We start from the raw sequence: 25,030 nt of genomic DNA, 5'->3' as shown, positions 1-25,030 counted from the left end.
AGCTCAATTGCCCCGCGATCAACGAGGCAAATCAGCTATGCACATTTGGATCAATGCCCTCGCCGACCTGCAAGCCCGTGGCGAAGCCTGCGTGCTGGTGACCATCATCGAAGAGCGCGGTTCTACACCGCGCAATGCCGGTTCGAAGATGGTGGTCAGCGCCGAGCAACTGTTCGATACCATTGGCGGCGGACACCTTGAGTACAAGGCGATGAAGATCGCCCGCGAAATGCTCGCCGAGCGTCGCGAATCGCCACATCTTGAACGTTTCAGCCTCGGTGCCAGCCTGGGCCAGTGCTGCGGCGGCGCCACCGTGTTGCTGTTTGAACCGATGGGCCAGGTGCAGGCACAAATCGCCGTGTTCGGTGCAGGTCATGTCGGCCGCGCTCTGGTACCCTTGCTCGCCGCGCTGCCCTGCCGGGTGCGCTGGATCGATTCGCGCGAGCAGGAATTTCCCGAAAATATTCCAGCCGGGGTCAGCAAGATTGTCAGCGAAGAGCCGGTCGATGAAGTCGACGACCTGCCCGCGGGCAGTTATTGCATCGTCATGACCCACAACCACCAACTGGACCTGGAACTGACCGCTGCAATCCTCAAGCGCAATGATTTCAGTTGGTTCGGTTTGATTGGCTCGAAAACCAAACGGGTCAAGTTCGAACACCGCCTGCAAGACCGCGGCTTTACCGAGGAGCGCATGCAACGCATGCGCTGCCCGATGGGCTTGGCCGAGGTCAAAGGTAAGCTACCGATCGAGATCGCTGTCTCCATCGCCGCGGAAATCATCGCCACCTACAACGCCAGCTTTGGCCAGCACGATACTGCTGTCAACGCCGGCCCCATTGCCCAATTGCTGCCGCCCTCTCGGCGCAGCCAAGCCATATGACGAGAGCCCTATGAGCGCAACCCGCAAAGCTTACCGTGCCGCCATTTTGCACAGTGTCGCCGACCCTGCCGAGGTAGGCATCGAAGCGTCTTACGAGTATTTCGAAGATGGCCTGCTGTTGGTCGACAACGGCAAGGTCAGCGCCCTAGGCCACGCCAGCGATTTGCTGCCGACCCTGCCAGCCGACATCGAAGTGCAGCATTATCAGGATGCGCTGATCACCCCTGGCTTTATCGACACCCATATTCACTTTCCGCAGACCGGCATGATCGGCTCCTACGGCGAGCAACTGCTGGATTGGCTCAACACCTACACCTTCCCCTGCGAAAAGCAGTTTGCCGACAAGGCGCATGCCGATAAGGTGGCGAAAATCTTCGTCGAAGAACTGCTGCGCAACGGCACCACCACTGCCCTGGTGTTTGGCAGCGTGCACCCTGAATCGGTCAACGCCTTCTTTGAAGAAGCCGAGCGCCTGGATCTACGCATGATCGCCGGCAAGGTGATGATGGATCGCAATGCCCCGGACTACCTGACCGACACCGCCGAATCGGGCTATACCCAAAGCAAGGCATTGATCGAACGTTGGCACGGCAAGGCTCGCCTGCATTATGCGGTCACGCCACGTTTCGCACCGACCAGCACCCCGGAGCAACTGGCCCTGGCCGGCCAACTGCTGAGTGAATTTCCAGACCTGTATATGCATACCCACTTGAGCGAAAACCTCAAGGAAATCGACTGGGTAAAAGCATTGTTTCCAGAGCGCAAGGGCTACCTGGACGTCTACGATCACTTCAAACTGCTTGGCAAACGCTCCGTGTTCGCCCACGGTGTGCACCTGTGCGACGAGGAATGCCAGCGTCTGGCCGAAACCGGTTCGGCGGTCGCCTTCTGCCCCACCTCCAACCTGTTTCTCGGCAGCGGCCTGTTCAACCTGCCGCAAGCCGAGAAGTTCAAAGTCAAGGTGGGCCTGGGTACCGACGTGGGGGCAGGCACCAGCTTCTCGCTGCTCAATACGCTCAACGAAGCGTACAAGGTCATGCAGCTACAAGGCGCACGACTGAGTCCGTTCAAGTCGCTGTACCTCGCCACCCTGGGCGGCGCCCAGGCACTGTATCTCGACGATCGTATCGGCAACCTCAAGCCCGGCAATGACGCCGACTTCGTGGTGCTGGACTACAAGGCCACACCACTGATGGACTACCGCATCCAGCAGTCGAACAGCATCGACGAGACGCTGTTCGTGCTGATGACCCTGGGCGATGACCGGACCGTCAAGCAGACCTTTGCTGCCGGCCGCTGCGTTCATCAGCGCTAAGCCCCTCGAAAAGCCCCTTGTACAACGCGCCGCCGATCACTGCTCCGATCAGCGGCGCCACCCAAAACAGCCACAACTGCTGCAACGCCCAACCACCGACAAACAGCGCCGGGCCTGTACTGCGCGCGGGGTTGACCGAGGTATTGGTCACCGGAATCGAAATCAGGTGAATAAGGGTCAGAGCCAGGCCGATGGCAATCGGGGCAAAACCAGCAGGTGCACGACGGTCGGTAGCGCCCATGATGATCAGGATGAACATCGCGGTCATCACGACTTCACTGGCAAAGCCTGCCGCCAGCGAATAACCCGCCGGGGAATGCTCGGCATAGCCATTGGAGGCCAGCCCGGAAGCAATATCGAACCCGGCCTTGCCACTGGCGATGAAATAGATCACGCCTGCGGCAATGATCGCCCCAGCCACCTGTGCGACAACGTAAGGCAGCAGCTCCTTGGCCGGGAATCGCCCACCCACTACCAGACCGAGCGACACGGCCGGATTGAGATGACATCCGGAGATATGACCAATAGCGAACGCCATGGTCAGAACGGTGAGACCAAAGGCCATGGCCACACCGACAAGCCCGATTCCGGCGGGTAAAGACGCCGCCAGCACCGCACTCCCACAACCGCCCAACACCAACCAGAACGTGCCGACCAACTCAGCACCCATACGTGTACCCAGAGGTGATGACATGTGCCTATCCTCAAGTCGTTGACGTTTCACGCAATGCGCGCAAGCCCAACTGCTTGATGAAGGTTTGCGGGGTGGATCAGCTGAGAATCTAGCAGAGGTTGGATGAAGTGCCAGTATCCAATGGGGCTGCGTTGCAGCCCCAAGAAATGTCTCAGCCCTTCACTGGTGCAGGGCTACCGCGCTTCTTGGTCTGCAGCAAATGCGAGAACACCGCATGCAGGTCATCCGAGGCACTGTCTTCGTCGAGGTTGAGCTTGCTGTCGATGTGATCCATGTGGTGCATCATCAGGCTAACCGCCTGGTTGACATCACGGGCTTCGATAGCATCGATCAGTTGCATGTGTTCATCGTAGGAGCAGTGCGAGCGGTTGCCGCTTTCGTACTGGGCGATGATCAGGGAAGTTTGCGACACCAGGCTGCGCTGGAAGCTGATCAAGGGTGCATTGCCAGCGGCTTCGGCGAGTTTCAGGTGGAACTCGCCAGACAGGCGAATGCCGGCGCCACGGTCGCCACGGGAAAAACTGTCGCGCTCATCGCGCACCATCTGGCGCAATTCGTTCAATTGCTCGCCAGTGGCATGCTCGACCGCAAGCTCGGTGATCGCCCGCTCGACCATACGCCGAGAGAAGAACACCTGGCGCGCCTCTTCAACTGTAGGGCTGGCCACCACCGCGCCGCGGTTAGGTCGCAGCAGCACCACGCTTTCGTGAGCCAGACGCGACAGCGCACGACGAATGATAGTGCGACTGACGCCAAAGATCTCGCCCAGCGCTTCCTCGCTCAACTTGGTACCCGGCGCCAATCGCTGCTCGAGAATGGCCTCGAAAATATGCGCGTAGACGATGTCGTCCTGGGTTCCGCTGCGTCCAGCCTTGCCGGTACGCACTGGTTTCTTGAGAGGTTGCAGCTGTTCGTTCATGGGCACTCGAGCACAGGGATCGGCCGGTCGGACCCTGACTGTAATACCAGCCAGTGGGGCGAAGGCAAGTCTTGATAAGAAAATTAAACGATTAAGGTATGGGCACATTGTACACAGGCGCAGCGATTTCTGCAGGGGTGATGGCCTTTATAGCTGCTCAGGCAAATTATTTGCGCACAGCAACGAAAACATTATTTGCATTCTTTGTATACAAACGCATAATCCATGCGTGCAACTTCCTGACCCAGAAGTCAACAAAAGTCCGGTAGCCTGCCATCCCATCCGCCTCACAGAGCTCCCCAGTGCGTGCGCAGGACTGGCTCTGAAAAACAAGAAAAGACTTGAGGAGTACATGCTGTGGAAAGCCGCAAATCCGAAGCCCCTACGCTGGATCTTGCCCCACCACTCGAAACGAGTTGGCTGGAGCGGATTTTCAAACTCAAGCTACACGGCACTACCGTCAAAACCGAAATGATCGCCGGGTTGACCACCTTCATCACCATGGCCTACATCATTTTCGTCAACCCCAACATCATGGCCGACGCCGGCATAGATCATGGAGCTGCATTCGTCGCAACTTGTATTGCCGCCGCCCTCGGCTGCCTGTTGATGGGCCTTTATGCCAACTGGCCGGTGGGTCTAGCGCCAGGCATGGGGCTCAACGCCTTCTTTACCTATACCGTGGTTGGCACCATGGGCTACACCTGGGAAGCCGCGCTGGGCGCAGTGTTTGTCTCCGGGGTGCTGTTCATGCTGCTGACGCTGTCGCGCGTACGTGAGTGGCTGCTCAACAGCATTCCCGTAAGCTTGCGTCATGCAATGGGTGCCGGCGTCGGATTGTTCCTCGGACTGATCGGTCTTAAAACTGCCGGGATTGTCGTCGACAGCCCTGCCACCCTGATCAAGCTTGGCTCCCTGCATGAACCTGGCCCGCTGCTGGCGGCAATCTGCTTTCTGATGATCGCGGTGCTTAGCTACCACCGCGTGTTCGGTGCGATCCTGATCAGCATCATCAGCGTCACCCTGGCGGGCTGGGGCCTGGGCCTGGTCGAATATGGCGGTGTGTTCTCACTGCCACCGAGCCTGGCGCCGACCTGGATGGCAATGGATGTGGCAGGCGTATTCAACGTCAGCATGATTGCCGTAGTGTTCGCGTTTCTCTTCGTGCACATGTTCGATACCGCCGGCACTCTGATGGGTGTAGCGCAACGGGCCAATCTGGTGAAAGCTGACGGGCGCATCGAAAACCTTTCGCGGGCCTTGAAGGCTGATAGTGCTTCGAGCGTATTCGGCGCCGTGGTGGGTGTGCCGCCCGTCACCAGCTACGTGGAAAGTGCTGCCGGTGTAGCCGCAGGTGGACGAACCGGTCTCACTGCAGTTGTAGTTGGCTTGTTCTTCATTGCCGCAATGTTCTTCGCGCCGCTGGCCGGCATGATCCCCGCTTACGCTACTGCAGGTGCCCTGATCTATGTGGCCATGCTGATGATGGGCAGCATGGCCCACATCAATTGGGATGAAGCCACCGACAGCATCCCGGCGATCGTCACCGCGATCATGATGCCGCTGACCTTCTCGGTTGCCGACGGTATTGCTCTGGGCTTCATCACCTACGTGGTGCTCAAGGCAGGTACAGGTCGCTTCAGCGAAATCTCGGCGAGCCTGTGGGTGTTGACCGCGATCTTCATTGCCAAGTTTGTATTCCTGTAAGTAGCGCAATTGCCACACAGAGCCTCACCTTCGGGTGGGGCTTTTTATTGGTTCTTCACGGAGTCCCGGGGGCATGATCTTGGGGCTGGTCTAGGCTGGGCTGGGATTTGAGTCTGCGAGCTTATCCATTCAATGCGGCGCCGCTGTTGGCCCCTTCCGCCCTTACGGCGGGTCCCTTTTGTCTTGGCAAAAGGAACCAAAACCGTGTGTCCCTGCATTCGGCCCTACGCTGCGCTCCGGGTCCCTTCGCTCCGGCATTGCTCCCGTCGGGACCGCACCGAAGGGCCGTCCTGGCCCTACGGTGCTCGCAGGCCATCCATGGCCTGCACCCGACTACGCAATACCTACACTCAGCCTACTGAAGGGACGATCCAGGGTGTCTGGGCTGGCGATGTACGAAGAGCCAGATCAAAAGCAAAAGCTGCACACCAGCACCTCGCTGTTGCCGTTGCCGCTGCTGTGCTTCTACCTACACAAATCGTGCAGACGCCACAAATCGTCCCTTCAGCAGGCCGAATGGAACCCTTGCGGAGTGGGGCGACGGCCATGGATGGCCCTTCGGCGCGGTCCCCGCGGGAGCAAGGGTGGAATGAGGGAACCCGGAGCGCAGCGTAGGGCCGAATGCAGGGACAGGGGGTTTTGCCCACTTTTGCCCCGACAAAAGTGGGTCGCCGTAAAGGCGAAACCAGCCAGTAGCGCCACTGCATCAAACGGATATGCCCATCGACACACGAGCCACATTCCGGTACTACCCGCGAAAGGCCAACTGAGTAATTGGTGACCGTAGGGTCGGCAGCGGCGCCGCATGGATTGGATAACCTCGCAGCCTCAAACCCAACCACCTACCCAGAAACTATAGTTCCCGGAACTCCCTGAAGAACCATAAAAAAGCCCACCGCTGGGGTGGGCTTGATTACGCAACAGGTATTCAGCTTTTCGACGAGTCGATCGCCGCGTGCTGCTGGGCCTGAGCGGTCTGCTCGTTCCAGCCGCCACCAAGGGCCTTGTACAGGTTGACCTCACTGATCAGTTGCGACAGACGATCACTGATCAACGCCTGTTGGGTGTTGAAAAGCTGGCGCTGTGCATCGAGGAAGGTCAGGTTGCTGTCGACACCGATACGGTAGCGACGCTCAGCCAGACGGTAGTAGTCCTGGTTGGCGGCGACCAGATCGCGCTGGGCCTGCAACTGATCGTTGAAGGTACGGCGTGCCGCGAGACCATCAGACACTTCCTGGAAAGCGGTCTGGATGGTTTTCTCGTACTTGGCGATGTTGATATCTTTCTGGATCTTCGAGTAGTCGAGGCTGGCACGCAAGGCACCGGCGTTGAAGATCGGCAGATTGATCTGCGGCTGGAACAGCCAGGTTCCGGAGCCGCCCTTGAACAAGCCGTCCATGTCCGGACTCAGGGTACCGGCATTGGCGGTCAGGCTGATACTCGGGAAGAACGCTGCACGGGCGGCGCCGATGTTGGCATTGGCGGCCTTGAGCAGGTGTTCGGCTTCCTGGATGTCCGGACGACGTTGCAGCAGGTCGGACGGCAAGCCCGCTGGCACTTCGGCCAACAGGTCGCTGTCCAGGTTTTGTGCTGCTGGCAGGTCGGCGGGCAGGCCGGTACCGATCAGGACTGCCAGGCTGTTCGCATCCTGGGCGACCAGGCGTTGGTACTGGGCCAGCTTGACCCGGGCGCCTTCGACCGACGTCCTTGCCTGGCTCAGGTCCAGGGCTGACGCTACACCGACTTCATTGCTGCGCAGGGTCAGTGCGTAGCTTTGCTCATAGGTCTTGAGGGTTTCTTCGGTCAGCTTCAGCAAAGCCTGGTCGGCCTGCCAGGTGAAATAGGCATTGGCGACGCTGGCAACCAGAGCGATCTGGGTGGAGCGGCGAGCCTCTTCACTGGACAGGTAGATTTCCAGTTGCTGTTCAGTGAGGCTGCGAACCCGACCGAACAGGTCGAGTTCATAGGCGCTTACACCGAGCGTGGCCGAATATGAACTGGTGATTTCCGAATCGCCAGTCTGCGTCATGTTGCCGGGCATGCGCTGGCGGCTGCCGCTGCCATTGGCGCTGACTGCCGGAAACAGGTCGGCGCGCTGGATACGGTACTGGGCCCGGTAGGCATCGATGTTCAGCGCCGCAACCTTGAGGTCACGGTTGTTGACCAGCGAGGTCTGGATCAGCTGCTGCAGTGCCGGGTCATTGAAAAACTGACGCCAGCCCTGCTCGGCGGCCGAGACATTCGCCGACTCGGTCGGTGAATACGCAGGGCCTTGCGGCCACTGCGCGGCCACCGGCGATTCCGGGGTCTGGTAATCAGGGATCAGCGAGCAGCCGCCAAGTATGAAAGCGGTTACCGCCAGGGACAAAAGGGACTTACTCATTGCCCAGCCTCGTAGCGTGGAGTTTCAGGTTTGGCGTCTTCTTCAGGTTTCTTGCTGCTGAACATCGACGACACCATTACAAAGAACAGCGGTACCCAGAAGATCGCCAGTACGGTGGCCGTCAGCATCCCGCCGATTACCCCGGTACCGATAGCGTGCTGGCTGCCCGAGCCTGCACCGGTGGAGATAGCCAACGGTACCACGCCGAGAATGAACGCCAGCGAGGTCATGATGATCGGCCGCAGACGCATCCGGCAGGCTTCGATCGCTGCATCGGTAAGGCTTCGACCCTGCTCATGCAGTTCCTTGGCGAACTCCACGATCAGAATCGCGTTCTTCGCTGCCAGACCGATGGTGGTCAATAGACCCACCTGGAAGTACACGTCGTTGGACAGACCGCGCAGGCTGGTGGCCAGCAGCGCACCAATGACCCCCAGGGGTACTACGAGCATGACCGCGATCGGAATCGACCAGCTTTCATACAGCGCTGCCAGACACAGGAACACCATCAGCAGCGACAGCGCATACAAGGCCGGCGCCTGGGAGCCCGAGAGGCGTTCCTCGTACGACAGGCCGGTCCAGGAGTAACCGATGCCTTTTGGCAACTGGGCGGCAATGCGCTCAACTTCAAGCATGGCTTCACCGGTACTGTAGCCAGGGGCCGGGGCACCGAGAATTTCCATCGCCTCTACACCGTTGTAGCGCGCAAGTTTCGGTGGGCCGTAGATCCATTCACCCTTGGCGAAGGAGGAGAACGGCACCATCTCGCCAACGGCATTGCGCACATACCACTTCTGCAGATCTTCTGGGCTCATGCGCGATGCGGACTCACCCTGGATGTAGACCTTCTTGACCCGACCGCGGTCGATGAAGTCGTTGACGTAACTCGCACCCAAGGCAATCGACAGGGTGTTGTTGATCTCGGCAATGGTCACGCCCAAAGCGCTGGCGCGTTCGTCGTCGACGGTCAACTGGTACTGCGGTTCATCGTTCAGGCCGTTTGGACGCACAGCAGAGAGAATCTTGCTTTGCGCTGCCATGCCGAGGAACTGGTTGCGCGCTTCCATCAGTTTTTCGTGGCCGACACCGGCACGGTCCTGAAGGAACACGTCGAAACCGGTGGCGTTACCCAGCTCAAGCACCGCAGGCGGGGCAAAGGCGAACACCATGGCATCGCGGAAGGTGAAGAAGTGCTGCTGGGCGCGGGTCGCCAGATTGAACACGTTGTTCTCGGCGGAGCGCTCTTCCCATGGCTTGAGCATGATGAAGGCCATGCCGGAGCTTTGGCCGCGACCGGCAAAGTTGAAGCCGTTCACAGTGAACACCGAGGCAACGGTATCGGCTTCCTTGTCCAGCAGGTAGGCGCGCATTTCGTCGATCACCACCTGGGTCCGCTCGGCACTGGAGCCCGCCGGCGTTTGGACCTGGGCAAACAGTACGCCTTGGTCTTCCTCGGGAAGGAAAGCCGTCGGGATACGGGTGAACAGCCAGATCATGCCGACCATGATCAGCAGGTAGGCCAGCAGGTACGGCGCTTTGTTTCGCAGGATGTTGCCTACGCCACGTTCATAGCTCTCTACGCTGCGGTCAAAGTTGCGGTTGAACCAGCCGAAGAAGCCGCGCTTGGCGACATGATGCCCACCCTTGGCGATTGGTTTGAGCATGGTCGCGCACAGCGCTGGGGTGAAGATCAAGGCAACCAGCACCGAGAGTCCCATCGCAGAGACGATGGTGATCGAGAACTGCTTGTAGATTACCCCGGTAGAACCACTGAAGAACGCCATCGGCAGCAATACAGCGGAAAGCACCATGGCGATACCAACCAGGGCCCCCTGGATCTGGCCCATGGACTTTTTCGTCGCTTCCTTGGGTGACAGGCCTTCCTCGGCCATTACCCGTTCGACGTTCTCCACCACAACAATGGCATCGTCCACCAGCAAGCCGATGGCGAGCACCATGCCGAACATGGTCAGGGTGTTGATACTGAAGCCTGCGGCAGCAAGGATGCCAAAGGTGCCGAGCAGTACCACGGGCACGGTCATGGTTGTGATGATGGTGGCGCGGAAGTTCTGCAGGAACAGGTACATCACCAGGAACACCAGCACGATCGCTTCGATCAGGGTATGGATTACCCCGCTGATCGATTCGGTCACCACTGGCGTGGTGTCATACGGGAATACCGCCTTCATGCCTTCCGGGAAGAACGGTTCCAGGTCGCTGATGGTCTTGCGCAGGGCCTTGGCAGTATCCAGGGCGTTGGCGCCGGTTGCCAGCTTGACCGCCAGACCCGAGGCCGGCTTGCCGTTGAACTGGGCGCTGACGGCGTAGTTCTCACCGCCAAGACCGACTTCAGCTACGTCTTTCAGACGCACTTGCGAGCCGTCGCGGTTGACCTTGAGCAGGATGTTTTCAAACTGCTCGGCAGTCTGCAGACGCGTCTTGCCGATGATGGTGGCGTTGAGCTGAGTACCCGGCAGGGCCGGCAGGCCGCCAAGCTGACCAGAGGAAATCTGGACGTTCTGCGCCGATACCGCGGTGCGTACGTCGACCGGGGTCAACTGGTACTTGTTCAGCTTGGCCGGATCCAGCCAGATACGCATTGCGTACTGAGCACCGAACACCTGGAAGTCACCGACACCGGCGGTTCGCGAGATCGGGTCCTGCATGTTGGAGACGATGTAGTTGGCCAAGTCGTCCTTGGTCATGCTGCCGTCTTCAGATACCAGACCGATTACCAGAAGAAAGTTCTTCACTGCCTTGGTCACACGGATACCTTGCTGCTGAACCTCTTGCGGCAGCAGTGGCGTTGCCAGGTTCAGCTTGTTCTGTACCTGAACCTGAGCGGTATCGGAGTTGGTCCCCTGTTCGAAGGTCGCGGTAATGGTCATGGTGCCGTCGGAGTTACTTTCCGACGATACATACCGCAGGTTGTCGATACCGTTGAGCTGCTGCTCGATAACCTGAACCACGGTGTCCTGCACGGTTTGTGCCGAAGCACCCGGGTAGGTCACGGAGATCGCCACAGCCGGTGGGGCGATGCTGGGGTACTGGTTGATTGGCAACTTCAGGATCGCCAACGCACCGACCAGCATGATCACCAAAGCGATCACCCAGGCAAAGATCGGGCGATCGATAAAAAATCTCGACATGGTTTACTCCCCTTTGGCCCCTGCAGTCGTTGCATTGGCCTGGGTTGGCTGGGCAGGCTTGACGTTGGTCGCTTCGCTGACCTTGACCTCATCGCCCGGCTTGACGAACTGCAAGCCTTCGGTGATCAGGCGGTCGCCGGCGTTCAGGCCTTTGGCGATCAGCCAGTCGCTACCAACGGTACGGCTGGCTTCAAGCTGACGCAGCTCAACCTTGTTTTCCTTGTTGACAACCAGGGCGGTTGGCTGGCCCTTGAGGTCGCGGGTTACACCCTGTTGTGGCGCGAGGATGGCTTGAGCGTTGACCCCGGCCTTCAGGCGCGCATGAACGAACATGCCCGGCAGCAGGTTGTGCTCAGGGTTCGGGAATACGGCACGCAACGTCACTGAGCCGGTGGTTGGGTCGACTGAGACTTCCGAGAACTCCAGGCGACCTTCCTGGCGGTAGGTGCTGCCGTCTTCCAGGGTCAGGGTGACCTTGGCCGCGTTGTCGCCAATTTTCTGCAACTGGCCGCTTTCCAGCTCGCGGCGCAGCTTGAGCAGCTCGGCCGAGGATTGGGTGACGTCGACGTAGATCGGATCGAGTTGCTGGATCACGGCCATCGCGTCAGCCTGACCATTGTTGACCAGCGCACCTTCGGTCACCGAGGAACGGCCAATACGCCCGCTCAGCGGTGCCAGGACCTTGGTGTAGCGCAAGTCGATCTGGGCGCTGCGCAGTGCCGCTTCAGCTTGCAAACGTTTGGCTTGCGCGTCGTCGTATTCCTGACGGCTCACCGCTTGTTCGGCGACCAGTTGCTTGTAGCGCTCGGACAGCGAACGGCTTGATTGCAAGTTGGCTTGGGCGCTGGCCAGGGTCGCTTCGTACACCGAAGGGTCGATCTGGTACAGCTGCTGGCCTTCCTTGACCTCGCTGCCTTCTTTGAACAGGCGTTTGAGAATGATGCCGTTGACCTGTGGACGAACTTCGGCGATGCGGTACGCAGTGGTGCGCCCCGGCAGGTCGGAGGTCAGGGTATAGGCTTGAGTCTGGAGCGTAACGATGCCGACCTGAGGAACTTGCGCGACAGGCGCAGCCTCTTCCTTTTTACAGCCGCTGAGCAGTGTTGCCAGGGCGACGGCGGATACCAGAGCGGTAACAGCTGGCTTGAATTGCATGAAGATCCTCGGGTCGCAAGAGCTGAAGACGCTCAAGAATAATGGAAAGGGGGCGCTATGAAATAAATTTGTCTATATGGATTAATAGCTTGCTAAGGAATATACTTACATTCATGGTTGTTTGTAAATACCTTGCGCGTGATGCCAGTGGCTGTCGCAAGCCTTGAAATTAATACTCCGGTAACGCCCAACAGAGGTTGATCCGGCGCAGCTCCCAGGTTCCTGCAGACGTATCTGGGTCTTGATGAGGTGGTGATGCCATGGTCCGTCGAACCAAAGAGGAAGCTCAGGAAACCCGCGCGCAAATTCTCGAAGCTGCGGAAAAAGCCTTCTACAAGCGCGGGGTAGCGCGTACCACACTCGCCGACATCGCCAAGTTGGCTGGGGTGACGCGCGGTGCTATCTATTGGCATTTCAACGACAAGGCAGAACTGGTCGAAGCTATGCTCGAAAGCCTGCACGAGCCTCTGGACGCCTTGGCCCGGGCCAGTGAAAGCGAAGATGAGGTTGATCCTCTGGGCTGCATGCGCAAGCTTCTCGTGCAATTGATGCATCAGATGGTGCTCGACCCGAAAACTCGCCGTATCAACGAAATTCTCCATCATAAATGTGAATTTACCGATGATATGTGCGAAATCCGCCAGCAACGGCAGACGTCGACTTTTGAATGTCATGCCAACATCGCCTTATCACTGGGCAATGCAGTCAGGCGTGGGCAATTACCCGCGGATATGAACCCGGAGCGCGCTGCGTTGGCGATCTATGCCTATATAGATGGCTTGATACGCCGCTGGCTGCTGCTACCGGAAAGCTTCGACTTGCTGGGTGACGCCGAGCTATGGGTCGATACCGGGCTGGATATGCTGCGCTTGAGCCCCTCGTTGCGCAAATAAGACTTTGTGAAGGTTTGTGATCAATTGTTGCGGTCTACTTCATAAAGCCCTACATGCGGCCGCGTAACTGTCTGTCAGGCAAAGCCAGCGCGGCGGTTAATCCGAGTAGCGACACTGTTGCACTACCAAGCAGCAGCTGACGAAAGGTCAGCAGCAATTCGGCTTGCAGGGTCGCACTCGGGCCTGCGGCTTTGAGGCTTCCGAGCAGCGCGTCACCGGCGAGGCTCAGACCTCCCTGTTGCAGCATCGCCAGCAGCAGCGCCGACATACACGCAACCCCCATTGCTCCCCCCAGGGAGCGAAACAGGTTACTGGTGCTGGTCGCTACGCCGATATCCTTTGGTTCTACTGCGCTCTGGGCCGCGACCAGCGAGGTTGGAAACTGCAGGCCCGATGCAATTCCGGTCAGTAGCATGAACACACCGCTGAGCCAGACAGCTTCTGGTGCCGTATAGGCCATGCCGACGATGGCAAACGGCATGAGCAGCGCGCCACCCAGAATCTGCGGTTTGTAGCGACCAGTAAAACTGGTCAGGCGTCCACCGCAGTAGGCACCGATTGGCAGGCCGATAGCCAAGGGCAGCAGGTGCAATGCGGCGCTGTCGGCGCCCGCACCGGTGATGCTCTGATAACGCAAGGGCATCAACATCGTCAGGGAAATGGCCTGGAAACTGGTGAAGAAGAGGGTGCACCAACACAGGGTCGCGACCCGGTTGGCGAACAGTTTCAGTGGCAGCAGCGGCTCCGGCGTGCGGCGCTCATGAAGGACGAAAACCAGCAACCCGACGAGGGCGCAGAGCAACAGAGCGCTGACTGCTGGTGAGTACCAGGATTGACCCTGGCCGATCAGAGTAATACCCAGTAATAAGCTGCTCAGCCCGAAGATCAGCAACGCAGCCCCCATGTAATCGACCTGAACCTGGCGCTGCGGCACCGCCAGGGTTCGCAGCGCGCGGCGGGTCACCCACCATGCCGTCAGTCCCAGCGGCAGGTTCAACCAGAATACCCAGCGCCACGACAAATATTCGGTCAAATAACCACCCAGCACCGGGCCGAGGACGCTGGCCAGCGCGTACATGCTGCTGAAGTAACCCTGATAGCGGCCCCGTTCTCGTGGTGGCACGAAGTCGCCGATGATCGCCTGGCTCACTGAGACCATGCCACCTGCGCCGATACCCTGGAGTACCCGCGCCAGCACCAACTGCTCCATATTCTGGGCCAGGGCACATAACAGCGATGCGAGGGTAAACAGCGCGGTACCGGTGAGAATCATCCGGCGCCTGCCGTACAGATCGCCCAGCTTGCCGTAAATCGGCACAGCCACGGTCATGGCAACCATATAGCCGGAAATTACCCAGGCAAGCAGGCCGACATCGTTGAATTGAGCGGAGATCGCCGGCATCGACACGGCGACAATGGTCTGGTCCAGGGCACCCAGGAAAATCGCCAGCATCAGCGCTACCAGCACGCTGCGCAGGACCGGTTGCGGGGTATTGAGTTGCGTCACAGGCCAGCTCGAAAGGCAGAGTTATCCCCCAGGCTTGAGCTGCGGGAGCAAGTGCTACCCAGTGTACTCGATAGCTTGCTAAGCGTCTGCCGCGAAGCACATGCTGCTAATAACCTTTGCGCCGGAAGCTATCTGAGCGCGCTCAAGGTGGCGGTGTGGGGGACGCAATGGGCCAGGCTGCAACTGGCTGCTGAATACGGCTGGTGGCGGGCCTGTTCGACCCTGAAAGCGGCTGCGGCATAGAGCCCCAGCACCGCGGCGATGGCGCAAATGACAGCGCATCTTCTGGACTTGAGGGTCATGATGCTCACCTCTTTTCATCCGCACACAAGTGCTACCTAAAGCATAGGCCAGCTTTGCCTGGGCTGCCTGTATCAGGGCAGGTCGCGGTCCCATTGTGGTTCGGCGGTAAAACGCTCGGCGAGGAAGTCGAGCATGCTGCGCAGCGTTGCAGGCATGTGCTTGCGTGAGGTGTAGACCGCATTGAGGTTGAGTTCACGCGGGCGTGCGTGGGGCAGCAGGCGCATCAGTTCACCGCTGCGCAAGGCGGCTGCGGCCTGGTAGGTGGGCAGCATGGCAATGCCGACGCCGGCCAGTGCCGCACGTTGCAAGGTCATCGCTTCATTGGCGCTGATATTACCCTGTACTGGCACCGCGACGGCTTCGCCGCGTACTTCGAAGTGCCAGAGGCTGCGGCCGAAGTAGGAGTGGGTGAGGCAGTTGTGCTGACTCAGATCCTGCACCTGCAAGGGCGTGGGGTTGCTGCGCAAGTAGGCGGGGGATGCGCAGATGACCGAGCGGCACACGGTCAGGCGTCGAGCGATCAGGTTGGGGTCCAGGTCGTTGCTGGTGCGGATCGCCAGATCGATGCGCTCATCCACCAGATTGACGGTGCGATCGAGCATTTGCAGGTCGATCTTTACGCCTGGATAGCGTTTGACGTATTCGGCCACAGCGTCCATCAATTGTGCCTGGCCAAACGAGGTGCTGACGCTGATGCGCAATTCACCGCGTGGCGCTTCGTCCGGGGTGCTGACGGCTGCTTGCAGGTCGCCAGCCAATTCCAGCATCTGACGGCAGCGCGGCAAGGTTTCCTGGCCGGCGGCAGTCAGGCTCAAGCGTCGGGTCGTGCGTTGCATCAAGCGCGCACCCACCCAGTCCTCAAGCGCTGCCAGGTAGCGAGAGACAACCGGGCGTGACAGGTCCAGGTGATCGGCAGCCGCCGATTGGCTGCCCAGATCCACGACACTGACGAAGACCCGCATTGCGTTCAGACGATCCATGATTTGCCCGGTTTTAGAAACAAACTATGTCCAAGCATCGCATTTTTTGTGTTGGTTTGTGCAACTAAGCTGTTGCCCACTGCCTTTACTTACAGGATCTGCCTCGATGCGTCGTTCATTCTCCTTGCGTGGGTTGCTGCTGGCCTGTGTCACTTTCGGCGTTCTGGCCCAGAGCCATGCCGCCGAGCCGCCGCTGCACCTGGACGTCTACAACCCAGGCACTGGCGCATTGTTTCCGGTCAGCTCGGCAATTGTCAGCGCCAAACATGACGCTATTCTGGTCGATGCCCAGTTCGGCAAGGCCCAAGCCGAACAGGTCCTGGCCAAGCTTCGCGCCAGTGGCAAAAACCTCACCACGATCTATATCAGCCATGGTGATCCGGATTACTACTTCGGCTTGCAGACGCTCACCGATGCCTATCCGCAGGCCAAGGTCGTCGCCTCCGCGGCCACTGTGGCGCATATCCAACAGACCATGGACGCCAAACTGGCGTACTGGGGGCCGCAGATGGGTACCGACAAACCTGCACGGTTGGTCGTGCCGCAAGTGCTGGAAGGTAACGAGCTGACGTTGGAAGGCCAGCCTTTGCAAGTGCTTGGCCTGGATGGCCCGCAAGCGGATCGCAGTTTTGTCTGGATTCCTTCGATCAAGGCGGTGGTCGGTGGGGTCGTAGTCGCAGACAACCTGCATGTGTGGATGGCTGACACCCAATCGGCGCAGTCCCACAAGGATTGGCTTACCACACTTCAGCGCATCCAGATGCTCAAGCCGCAGGTCGTGGTGCCTGGTCATTACTTGGGCCAGCCGGGAAAGTCGCTTGAAGCAGTGAACTTTACCGCTGACTACATCCGTGCCTTCGATGAGGAAGCCGCCAAGGCCGGTAACGCCGCGGAGCTGATCGCTGCGATGAAAAAACGCTACCCGGGTCTGGGTGAAGAAAGTTCGTTGGAGCTTGGCGCCAAGGTCGCCAAGGGCGAAATGAAGTGGTAAGTGACATTCAACTCTGACTGGAGATTTTCCATGAGCAAGATAGCAATCATTGGTGCAACGGGCCGTGCCGGTAGTCAATTGTTGGAAGAGGCCCTGCGACGGGGGCATAGCGTTACCGCTATCGCACGCAATCCGGCCTGCTTGCAGGGGCGTGAAGGGGTGACCACCTTAGCCCTGGACGTCAGTGACGCGGCTGCATTGGAGCGGGCCCTGGTTGGCCAGGACGTGGTTCTCAGTGCTGCGCATTTTTCCGGCATCAAGCCACAGGCCATTATCGAGCCGGTGAAAAAGGCCGGGGTCAAACGACTGTTGGTAGTGGGTGGGGCAGGTAGCCTGTTGCTGCCCTCGGGCCACAAGGTTATCGACAGTCCGGATTTTCCCGAAGCGTACAAGGCCGAAGCCACGGCCGGTGGGCACTACCTCGATACCCTGCGTCAGGAAAAAGAGCTGGACTGGACGTTCCTTTCGCCATCGGCCGAGTTCGTCGAAGCAGCGCGAACCGGCCACTATCGTGCCGGCAAGGATCATCTGCTGATCGCTGCCGACGGTAAAAGCTGGATCAGCTTTGCCGACTACGCCATCGCCATGCTCAATGAAGTGGAAAAGCCCGCTCACTCGCGCCAGCGCTTCACCGTCGGTTACTGAGGCGTGCGGGCCTGGGACTGCTCGCGCAACCAGTCGAGCAGTTCTAGCAAGGCTGTCGACGTCGAACCTTGTGGTCGCACCAGGTAGTAGGCCTGACCGGTAGCGACCTTGAGCGGGAACGGCGTAACCAGCCGGCCACAAGTCAGATCATCAGCGATCAGCGACCAATCGCCGATCGCTACGCCAGTCCCCTGTGAGGCCATGGACATGGCCATGTCCAAGGTTTCGAAATGCTGGACTTTGCCTTGCCGGGACAGATTTGCACCTGCTGCTGCGAGCCAAGTGTGCCAGTCACGCTGGTCACGTGTCGGGTGCAGCAGCATGTGGTGTTCAAGGTCCGCCAATTGCTGCAAGGGCAAAGGCCCGGCGAGCAATTGCGGCGCGCACACAGGTGTGAGTTGTTCATCGAACAGCTTGAGGGTTTGCAGGCCATGATTGGGCGCGGTGCCGTACACCACTGCCGCATCGAACACTTCGCGGCGAAAATCCACGCCATGCTGCACGGTGGTGGTCAGCTCTACCGGCACATCCGGGCGTAGCGCTTGCCATTCCATCAAGCGCGGCAGCAGCCAGCGCATGACGCAGGTGGGCGCCTTGATCTGCAAGGTGGTGCTGCGTGCCCCCACTTGCTGAACACCTTCTTCGATCAAGGCGAAAACCTGTTGCACCCGTGGCAACCAGTCATGACCTTCGCGGGTCAGGCTCAAGCCTCGGGCCTGGCGCAGGAACAGGGCGTAGCCAAGATGATCTTCCAGGCCTGCGATCTGCCGGCTCACTGCCCCTTGGGTAATGTGCAGCAGTTGCGCTGCGCGGGTGAAGTTGCAGCACTGGGCAGTGACCAGAAAAGTATGCAGGGCGGGCAACGGCGGCAGGCGTTTCATCAGTACTCAGCCATGATCTTTGGACATGGCTAGTATGAGCTTTTTTGCATTGTGCCGGTAGCCAGCCAGCGGTCCAATGAAGCCTGTTTTCGGCACAACAACAGGCATACGAACATGGCGACTTGCGGTGAAGTACTGGTAAAACTCCTTGAAGGCTATGGTGTGGACCATGTCTTTGGAATTCCCGGCGTGCATACCGTGGAGCTCTACCGTGGGCTGGCACGTTCTTCTATCCGACACATCACCCCGCGTCACGAGCAGGGCGCAGGCTTCATGGCTGATGGCTACGCGCGCACTCGTGGCAAGCCGGGTGTCTGCTTCATCATTACCGGTCCGGGAATGACCAACATCACCACCGCGATGGGCCAGGCCTATGCCGACTCGATTCCGATGCTGGTGATTTCCAGCGTGCAGTCGCGCAACCAGTTGGGAGGCGGGCGCGGCAAGCTGCATGAATTGCCGGCCCAGGGCAGTCTGGTCGCGGGTGTTGCGGGCTTTTCGCATACCTTGATGAGTGCCGATGATCTGCCGATGGTGTTGGCCCGTGCCTTTGCGGTGTTCGAGGGGGGGCGCCCGCGCCCGGTGCATATCGAGATTCCATTGGATGTCCTGGTTGAAGACGCTGATCACCTGTTGAACAGTACGCCTGTGCACATCGCCCGTGCCGGTGCTGCCCCGGCAGCCGTGACGCAGATGGCGACACTCTTGGCCAGTGCACGACGCCCGCTGATTCTTGCCGGTGGCGGTGCCATCGATGCTAGCGGGGAGCTGACGCGCCTGGCTGAATATCTGCAGGCGCCGGTGGCGCTGACGATCAACGCCAAGGGTGTGCTGCCCTCCAACCACCCGCTGCAGATCGGTTCGACCCAGTCGCTGGTGGCAACCCGTGAGTTGGTAGCCGAGGCGGATGTGGTGCTAGCGATTGGCACCGAGCTCGCCGAAACCGACTATGACGTGACCTTCAAAGGTGGCTTCGAGATCCCTGGCCGTTTGCTGCGAATCGACATCGATCCGGACCAGACGGTACGCAACTACCCGCCAGAGCTTGCGTTGGTCGCCGACGCTACAGTCGCTACCCAGGCGCTACTCGTAGCGTTGGCCGATCAGCCGACGCCGGTGCGCGCTGCGCAGTGGGGCGCCGGCCGCGCGGCACGTTTGCGTGAGCGGCTGTTGGCTGATTGGGATGCGCCAATGCACAGCCAGACCCGCATGCTCAAGACCCTGCTCGAAACCTTGCCCAATGCCGTGTTGGTGGGCGATTCGACTCAACCGGTCTACACCGGAAACCTGACCCTGGACATGGATCATCCACGGCGCTGGTTCAATGCCTCAACCGGCTACGGCACGCTGGGCTACGCTTTGCCGGCAGCCATGGGCGCGTGGCTGGGCAGTGCCGAAGCCATTGAGAACCGGGCGCCAGTCATTTGCCTGATCGGTGATGGCGGTTTGCAGTTCACCTTGCCGGAATTGGCCAGCGCAACCGAAGCGCAGGTGCCGCTGATTGTCTTGCTGTGGAACAACCAGGGCTACGAGGAAATCAAGAAGTACATGGTCAACCGCGCCATCGAGCCAGTGGGCGTGGATATTCATACCCCAGACTTCATCGGTGTGGCCAAGGCTCTAGGCTGTGCCGCCAAGGCTGTGAACGATGTCGAGCAACTGCGTGAGGCGTTGCGCCAGGCGAGTGACCGCAAGGGACCGAGCCTGATCGAAATCGATCAGAACCGCTGGATGCAGGTGGTGCCGGCATGATCAAAACTCCAGGGGTCTACATCAACGGTGTTTGGGAGCTTGGGCGCCAGCCGCTGACGGTGATCAACCCCAGCAACGAGCAGCCATTGGCTGAAGTGGCGGGCGGCGATGGCGCGGCGGTAGCGCGTGCGACCCTGGCAGCTCGGGCTGCATTCGCAGAGTGGTCGAAAACATGCGCAAGCGAGCGTGCGGTGGTACTGCGCACGATTGCCGAGGGTGTCGAGGCGAGTCGTGAGCGCCTGGTGTTCCTCCAGGCCAGTAACAATGGCAAGCCGCTCGCCGAAGCACACATCGACGTCGACGATGTCATTGCAACGTTCCGCTACTACGCCGAGCTTGCCGATCAACTCGATGCCGGGCAGGACTGCCCAGTGGCACTGCCGAGCGAGGATTTTGTTGCGCGGTTACGGCGCGAGCCGTGCGGTGTGGTCGGCTTGATCGTGCCCTGGAACTTCCCCATGGTGACTACCGCCTGGAAACTGGCACCGGCATTGGCGGCCGGCTGTTGTGTGGTGCTCAAGCCTTCGGAGGTAACGCCGTTGGCGGAACTTGAACTGGCCAATGTGATTGCCCAGGCGGGCTTGCCTGCTGGTGTGTTCAACCTGGTCTGTGGCGCCGGAGTCGACGTCGGTGCAGCCTTGGCGGCGGACCCGCGTATCGCCAAGGTGTCCTTTACCGGCAGCAATGCGGTGGGGGTCCAAGTGATGCAGCGCGCCGCGGAAACCGTCAAGGGCGTTAGCCTGGAACTGGGTGGCAAGTCATCGTTGCTGGTGCTTGAGGCGGCTAATCTTGATCTGGCTGTTGAGCTGGCGTGTTTGGGCGGTTTCTTCAATGCCGGGCAAATGTGTTCGGCCACCAGTCGCGTATTGGTTGCTGAGGCCTTGTACCCGGACTTTGTCGCTCGTCTGAAATGTCGGGCAGAGGCCATTCGAGTCGGCGACCCGTTCACGGGCGAAAGTGAAATGGGTGCACTGGTCAACCAGGCGCAATACCGGCGCGTGCAGCAACATATCGCTGCAGGCCTGGAGGCCGGCGCGCGACTGCTGTGCGGTGGCGCGCGGCCATCAACGCTGTCGAGCGGGTACTACATCAGCCCCACCGTGTTCACCGATGTGCCCTTGGACAGTGCGCTGTGGTGCGAGGAAATCTTCGGTCCGGTGCTTTGTGTACGCCCGGTGGCCGACGAAGCCCAAGCTGTGGCACTGGCCAACGACAGCGAGTTTGGGCTGGTGGCCAGTGTGGTCAGCAGCGACTTGATCGCTGCCGAGCGGGTGGCCAACGCGCTTGAGGCTGGCTTGGTCTGGATCAACGCGCCGCAAGTGATATTCCCGCAGACCGCTTGGGGTGGCTACAAACAAAGCAGCATCGGGCGGGAGCTTGGGCCTTGGGGATTGAGCGCCTTTCAGGAAATCAAGCACGTGCTCCGAGCGGTGTAGGTCGGTCCACCTATCGCCGGCAAGGTCGGTTTCAACTTTACTCAGGTTCATTGCCATTGCCATTGCCATTGCCATTGCTGTGCTTCTACCTACACAAATCGTGCAGACGCCACAAATCGTCCCTTCAGTAGGCCGAATGGAACCCTTGCGTAGTGGGGCGACGGCCATGGATGGCCGGCGAGCGCCGCAGGGCCAGGACGGCCCTTCGGCGCGGTCCCCACGGGAGCAAGGGTGGAATGAGGGAACCCGAAGCGCAGCATAGGGCCGGATGCAGGGACAAGGGGTTTTGCCCACTTTTGCCCCGACAAAAGTGGGTCGCCGTAAAGGCGAAACCAGCCAGTTGCGCCGCTGCATCAAACGGATATGCCCATCGCCACTCGAGCCACATTCCGGTGCTCACCTGCGGTCGGCCAACTGTGTAGTCAGTGACACATACAGCCAGACGCCGATCCACTGGCGTGAATAAACCTGACCGCGGCCCATAATGCGTCAACCATGTCTGCGCACACGTGTCAGCGATGTGTCCGGTCTCTACAGGACGCTGGCTACCACCGACTGGGGCACTGCACTCCTAAAGTGCACTTCGCAAACGCGCCAAATCCCGTACAGGCGGGGCGCCGTACAAGCGGCTGTACTCCCGGCTGAACTGCGACGGACTTTCATAGCCCACTCGATACCCGGCCACCGCCGCTTCCAGGCCGTCGTTGAGCATCAGCCGACGAGCCTCCTGCAGGCGCAGTTGCTTCTGGTACTGCAGAGGGCTCATGGAGGTGACGGCCTTGAAGCGGTGATGCAGGGTAGAGCTGCTGAGGTTCACCTCACGGGCCAGATCATCGATGCGCAGCGGACGATCGAAGTGCTGGTTGAGCCATTCAATCGCTTGGCACACGCGGTGGGTCTGGCTGCTGGACATGGCTATTTCATACAGGCGATAACCCTGCGGACCGCGCAGCAGGCGATAGAGAATTTCCCGCTGGATCAGTGGCGCCAACACCGGTATGTCTTTTGGCGTATCGAGCAGGCGTATCAGGCGCAGCAAGGCATCGAGCAGTAATGGATCGGTGCGCTCGACGTACAGTCCACGCCCCGAAGGCAATGCCGGAACACCCATGGGGCCGGCCTCGGCAATCAGGTTATTGATCTGCGCCGGGTCGATGTTCATGCGCACCCCAAGGCTGGGATTCTCGGGGCTGGCCTCCAGCAATACACCGCTGATTGGCAGTGCCACCGACAACACCATGTAATTCAACGGATCGTAGAGGTAGCGCTCGTCTCCCAGGCAGATTTCCTTGCTGCCGTGGGCAAGAATGCACAAGGCCGGCTGCGCCAGGGTCGGCATGGAGCGTACGCTTTCTTCGTATTGCACCAGGAACAAGTCTTCGATGGCCGATTCACCACTGACGCTGCGCGGCGCATGACGGCGAACCAGGTCCGCCAGTTTCTGGCGCTGTAGTTCCAGGGCCGGATCGAGTATTGGGCGATCAGAGGCAGGTGTAGACATCGCGGTACTTCCAGAAAAGGACTTGAGCAGCATAGGTATGTGCAAGCAGCGACGCTAGCCGAATGCTGTCGTTGGCTTGCCTGATCCTGCCGCGCGCAGGATCAGGCAAGCCGGTGACAGGAATGGCCTAACGGCGCACGCGATGCATCTCCTAGTCTTGGCAGCCTGACAGTAACAACGGGCTGCTCTAGGAGAAATACCCATGACCTTGCCGCAACCGGTCACCCATCTTGCTTTTATCCGTGCCAGCAGCGGTCGCTCCGTGGAACTGGGCGAGCGCTTGCGCCAATTGCTCGAACCGTCCCGGGAGTGCCCTGGCTGCCTGCACTTCAACCTGCAACAGTCACAAGCGGACGCTGATCTGTGGTTGCTCAGCGGCCTGTGGCGTGATCAGCAGGCGATGAGCGGCTATTTTGCTTCGCCCACATTGGACCTGTTTGGTGAACTGGTTCAAGCCCAGGTGGTCGCCAGTCTAGACCTGCATACCTTTGGGGAACCGTCTGCGGGTTAGAATGACGCTTTCAAGTAATCGATGTGGATGTGAAACACATGGCACGTAAAGAGTTTGCGCAGTTCGAAGCAGTATCGGCAGCTGTTCGCGGCGATGAGGGGTACTGCGCTGCGATCGCCGTGAAAGGCCTGGGCGCCACGGGGGCGCCGCGGTTTCATAAAGTGCTCGAAGGGCAGACGTTCAAGACAGCCATGGCCGCTGACGAGGCTGCCTGCTCCGAGCTTGAACGCCTGCAAGACGTCAGTGACGACGCCGATCTGGTCTGGTAACTCAGCCGTTGACCTGCGGGCGGGCCATCTTGAACAAGTTACCCAACTCGAAGTAATCAGCAGGGCCACCTCCACGCAGGATTGGCTCGGCGGCAGCGGTGTCGTAGATGCCGTCCTTGAGCAGGTGTTCGGCAATATGCACCGCCACCACTTCGCCCAGAATCAACCAACTGGGCACCAGCATCTGGTCTGCTCGCTGCAGCTGAATGATCTGCGTCACCTTGCATTCGAAGGACACCGGACTTTCCTGTACCCGCGGTACAGCGATGACCTTCGAGGCAACCGGTGAAAGGCCGCTCAAGGCAAACTCATCGACGTCGGCCGCCACCGCCGCGCAGCTCTGGTTCATGGCTTCGGCCAGTGGTCGCGTCGCCAGGTTCCAGGCGAATTCGCCGGTTTTCTCGATATTGTTCAGGCTGTCTTTGCGCCCGACACTGGAGAAACCGATGATGGGCGGAATGTAGTTGAAGGCATTGAAGAAACTGTACGGCGCCAGGTTCAAGCGACCTTGCTCGTCCTGGGATGAAATCCAGCCGATGGGGCGGGGGCCGATGATGGCGTTGAACGGATCGTGAGGCAGGCCGTGGCCGTTTGCGGGTTCGTAGTAGTACATCTGCGCTGGCCTTGCGGCCTTCCCTTGGTGAAAGCGTCTAGTGTGCCAAGGCTTTGTCCGACTGAAAACGATTAAGCCCGGCCGAAGCCGGGCTGATTGCAGCGCATCAGGGTTAGCTGATGCGGTGAGCCTGGGTGCGATCAAAGCCGTCTTCGGCAAATCTGGCCGCGCCAGTACGGTCAAAACCATCTTCGGCAAACTTGGCAGCACCGGTGCGATCAAAGCCGTCTTCGGCGAATTTGGCTGCGCCGGTACGATCGAATCCGTCTTCTGCGTATCCCGCCGACTGGGTTTGTACCGCACTGAAGTTGTGGCCATTGGTGCGATCAAAACCGTCTTCTGCAAAAGCGTTGGCAGCCAGTACCGAGAAGGCCAGGGTGAGGATCAGTTTGGTTTTCATGGTCGTTGCTCCGAGGTGGTGAGAGGTTGTTTGTTTCTATGTGTTCAATGCTACGCTGATTAAATTGATTAAAAAGCGCAAAAAATAGCGCTAAAAAATCAAGTTATTCGATGTGTATGGCGACGTTACATCTCTCTAACTCA

General features: G+C 59.6%; 21 protein-coding genes. 10 read left to right on the top strand and 11 right to left on the bottom strand.

All coding sequences use genetic code 11. The features are described from left to right. The first annotated feature begins 37 nt into the window (after positions 1-37). Together xdhC and guaD are read left to right on the top strand one after the other, a co-directional pair. Positions 38-883, top strand: coding sequence for a xanthine dehydrogenase accessory protein XdhC (xdhC, locus tag V0R60_RS07550; RefSeq protein WP_330079316.1), 846 nt, complete (start codon positions 38-40; stop codon positions 881-883). Between the two features lie 10 nt (positions 884-893). After that, positions 894-2,198, top strand: a complete 1,305-nt coding sequence (gene guaD, locus V0R60_RS07545) for a guanine deaminase (RefSeq protein ID WP_136477448.1) — start codon at positions 894-896, stop codon at positions 2,196-2,198. On the opposite strand, the gene aqpZ is transcribed toward guaD, so the two are convergent. Both aqpZ and V0R60_RS07535 read right to left on the bottom strand, forming a co-directional pair. Then, positions 2,155-2,892, bottom strand: a complete 738-nt coding sequence (gene aqpZ / locus V0R60_RS07540; RefSeq protein WP_136477449.1) for an aquaporin Z — start codon at positions 2,890-2,892, stop codon at positions 2,155-2,157. The two genes, guaD and aqpZ, sit on opposite strands and share 44 nt — an antisense overlap. 151 nt (positions 2,893-3,043) lie before the next feature. After that, positions 3,044-3,811 (bottom strand): GntR family transcriptional regulator, encoded by a 768-nt coding sequence (locus tag V0R60_RS07535; protein ID WP_136477450.1) that lies wholly within the window; start codon positions 3,809-3,811, stop codon positions 3,044-3,046. Positions 3,812-4,168: 357 nt separating this feature from the next. On the opposite strand from V0R60_RS07535, the gene V0R60_RS07530 reads away from it, so the two are divergent. Beyond that, positions 4,169-5,518 carry an NCS2 family permease gene (locus V0R60_RS07530; RefSeq protein WP_136477451.1) on the top strand — a complete coding sequence of 450 codons (1,350 nt, stop codon included), beginning with the start codon at positions 4,169-4,171 and terminating at the stop codon, positions 5,516-5,518. Between the two features lie 928 nt (positions 5,519-6,446). Here V0R60_RS07530 and V0R60_RS07525 read toward each other — a convergent pair. The 3 genes from V0R60_RS07525 to V0R60_RS07515 are packed head-to-tail and all read right to left on the bottom strand — an operon-like array spanning position 6,447 to position 12,205. Next, positions 6,447-7,901: an AdeC/AdeK/OprM family multidrug efflux complex outer membrane factor gene (locus V0R60_RS07525; protein WP_330080965.1), complete on the bottom strand. Its 1,455-nt coding sequence runs from the start codon at positions 7,899-7,901 to the stop codon at positions 6,447-6,449. Continuing rightward, positions 7,898-11,050 carry an efflux RND transporter permease subunit gene (locus tag V0R60_RS07520; protein ID WP_136474773.1) on the bottom strand — a complete coding sequence of 1,051 codons (3,153 nt, stop codon included), beginning with the start codon at positions 11,048-11,050 and terminating at the stop codon, positions 7,898-7,900. The genes V0R60_RS07525 and V0R60_RS07520 overlap by 4 nt, the downstream gene beginning before the upstream one ends. Positions 11,051-11,053: 3 nt before the next feature. After that, positions 11,054-12,205 (bottom strand): efflux RND transporter periplasmic adaptor subunit, encoded by a 1,152-nt coding sequence (locus V0R60_RS07515; protein WP_136474774.1) that lies wholly within the window; start codon positions 12,203-12,205, stop codon positions 11,054-11,056. Between the two features lie 260 nt (positions 12,206-12,465). Here V0R60_RS07515 and V0R60_RS07510 point away from each other — a divergent pair, with 260 nt between their 5' ends. Then, positions 12,466-13,098 carry a TetR family transcriptional regulator gene (locus V0R60_RS07510; protein WP_136474775.1) on the top strand — a complete coding sequence of 211 codons (633 nt, stop codon included), beginning with the start codon at positions 12,466-12,468 and terminating at the stop codon, positions 13,096-13,098. A gap of 49 nt (positions 13,099-13,147) precedes the next feature. Here V0R60_RS07510 and V0R60_RS07505 read toward each other — a convergent pair whose 3' ends face one another. Together V0R60_RS07505 and V0R60_RS07500 are read right to left on the bottom strand one after the other, a co-directional pair. Then, positions 13,148-14,605, bottom strand: coding sequence for an MDR family MFS transporter (locus V0R60_RS07505; protein ID WP_330080966.1), 1,458 nt, complete (start codon positions 14,603-14,605; stop codon positions 13,148-13,150). A gap of 374 nt (positions 14,606-14,979) precedes the next feature. After that, positions 14,980-15,888 (bottom strand): LysR family transcriptional regulator, encoded by a 909-nt coding sequence (locus V0R60_RS07500; RefSeq protein ID WP_330080967.1) that lies wholly within the window; start codon positions 15,886-15,888, stop codon positions 14,980-14,982. A gap of 106 nt (positions 15,889-15,994) precedes the next feature. Here V0R60_RS07500 and V0R60_RS07495 point away from each other — a divergent pair, with 106 nt between their 5' ends. Together V0R60_RS07495 and V0R60_RS07490 are read left to right on the top strand one after the other, a co-directional pair. Further along, a complete protein-coding gene (locus V0R60_RS07495) occupies positions 15,995-16,879 on the top strand; it encodes an MBL fold metallo-hydrolase (RefSeq protein ID WP_330080968.1) in 885 nt (294 codons plus the stop codon). A 30-nt stretch (positions 16,880-16,909) separates the two neighbouring features. Continuing rightward, complete coding sequence (locus V0R60_RS07490) at positions 16,910-17,524, top strand: NAD(P)-dependent oxidoreductase (protein ID WP_330080969.1); 615 nt, start codon at positions 16,910-16,912, stop codon at positions 17,522-17,524. Here the strand turns inward: V0R60_RS07490 and V0R60_RS07485 are convergent. Beyond that, positions 17,518-18,405, bottom strand: a complete 888-nt coding sequence (locus V0R60_RS07485; protein WP_136474779.1) for a LysR substrate-binding domain-containing protein — start codon at positions 18,403-18,405, stop codon at positions 17,518-17,520. The genes V0R60_RS07490 and V0R60_RS07485 overlap by 7 nt on opposite strands. Before the next feature lie 114 nt (positions 18,406-18,519). Between V0R60_RS07485 and V0R60_RS07480 the strand changes: the two genes are divergently transcribed. Continuing rightward, the gene (locus V0R60_RS07480; protein WP_330080970.1) at positions 18,520-20,157 is read left to right on the top strand and encodes a 5-guanidino-2-oxopentanoate decarboxylase; all 1,638 of its coding nucleotides are present in this window, start codon (positions 18,520-18,522) and stop codon (positions 20,155-20,157) included. Beyond that, complete coding sequence (locus V0R60_RS07475) at positions 20,154-21,593, top strand: aldehyde dehydrogenase family protein (RefSeq protein WP_330080971.1); 1,440 nt, start codon at positions 20,154-20,156, stop codon at positions 21,591-21,593. The genes V0R60_RS07480 and V0R60_RS07475 overlap by 4 nt, the downstream gene beginning before the upstream one ends. Before the next feature lie 571 nt (positions 21,594-22,164). Here the strand turns inward: V0R60_RS07475 and V0R60_RS07470 are convergent. Continuing rightward, positions 22,165-23,094 (bottom strand): AraC family transcriptional regulator, encoded by a 930-nt coding sequence (locus V0R60_RS07470; RefSeq protein WP_330080192.1) that lies wholly within the window; start codon positions 23,092-23,094, stop codon positions 22,165-22,167. A 202-nt stretch (positions 23,095-23,296) separates the two neighbouring features. On the opposite strand from V0R60_RS07470, the gene V0R60_RS07465 reads away from it, so the two are divergent. Next, positions 23,297-23,605 carry an antibiotic biosynthesis monooxygenase family protein gene (locus V0R60_RS07465; protein WP_136474783.1) on the top strand — a complete coding sequence of 103 codons (309 nt, stop codon included), beginning with the start codon at positions 23,297-23,299 and terminating at the stop codon, positions 23,603-23,605. Positions 23,606-23,643: 38 nt separating this feature from the next. Continuing rightward, positions 23,644-23,874, top strand: coding sequence for a hypothetical protein (locus tag V0R60_RS07460; protein WP_136474784.1), 231 nt, complete (start codon positions 23,644-23,646; stop codon positions 23,872-23,874). Position 23,875: 1 nt separating this feature from the next. Here the strand turns inward: V0R60_RS07460 and V0R60_RS07455 are convergent, their stop codons facing one another. Both V0R60_RS07455 and V0R60_RS07450 read right to left on the bottom strand, forming a co-directional pair. After that, on the bottom strand, positions 23,876-24,487 hold the full coding sequence (locus V0R60_RS07455; protein ID WP_330080191.1) for a flavin reductase family protein: 612 nt from the start codon (positions 24,485-24,487) through the stop codon (positions 23,876-23,878). A gap of 112 nt (positions 24,488-24,599) precedes the next feature. Further along, positions 24,600-24,887, bottom strand: a complete 288-nt coding sequence (locus V0R60_RS07450) for a hypothetical protein (protein ID WP_136474786.1) — start codon at positions 24,885-24,887, stop codon at positions 24,600-24,602. Between the last annotated feature and the right edge of the window lie 143 nt (positions 24,888-25,030).

This window comes from Pseudomonas auratipiscis (assembly GCF_036324085.1).
In the GTDB taxonomy this organism is placed as follows: domain Bacteria; phylum Pseudomonadota; class Gammaproteobacteria; order Pseudomonadales; family Pseudomonadaceae; genus Aquipseudomonas; species Aquipseudomonas auratipiscis.
Note: the sequence above shows the minus strand (reverse complement) of the source record. Positions and strands in the feature narration are given on the sequence as shown.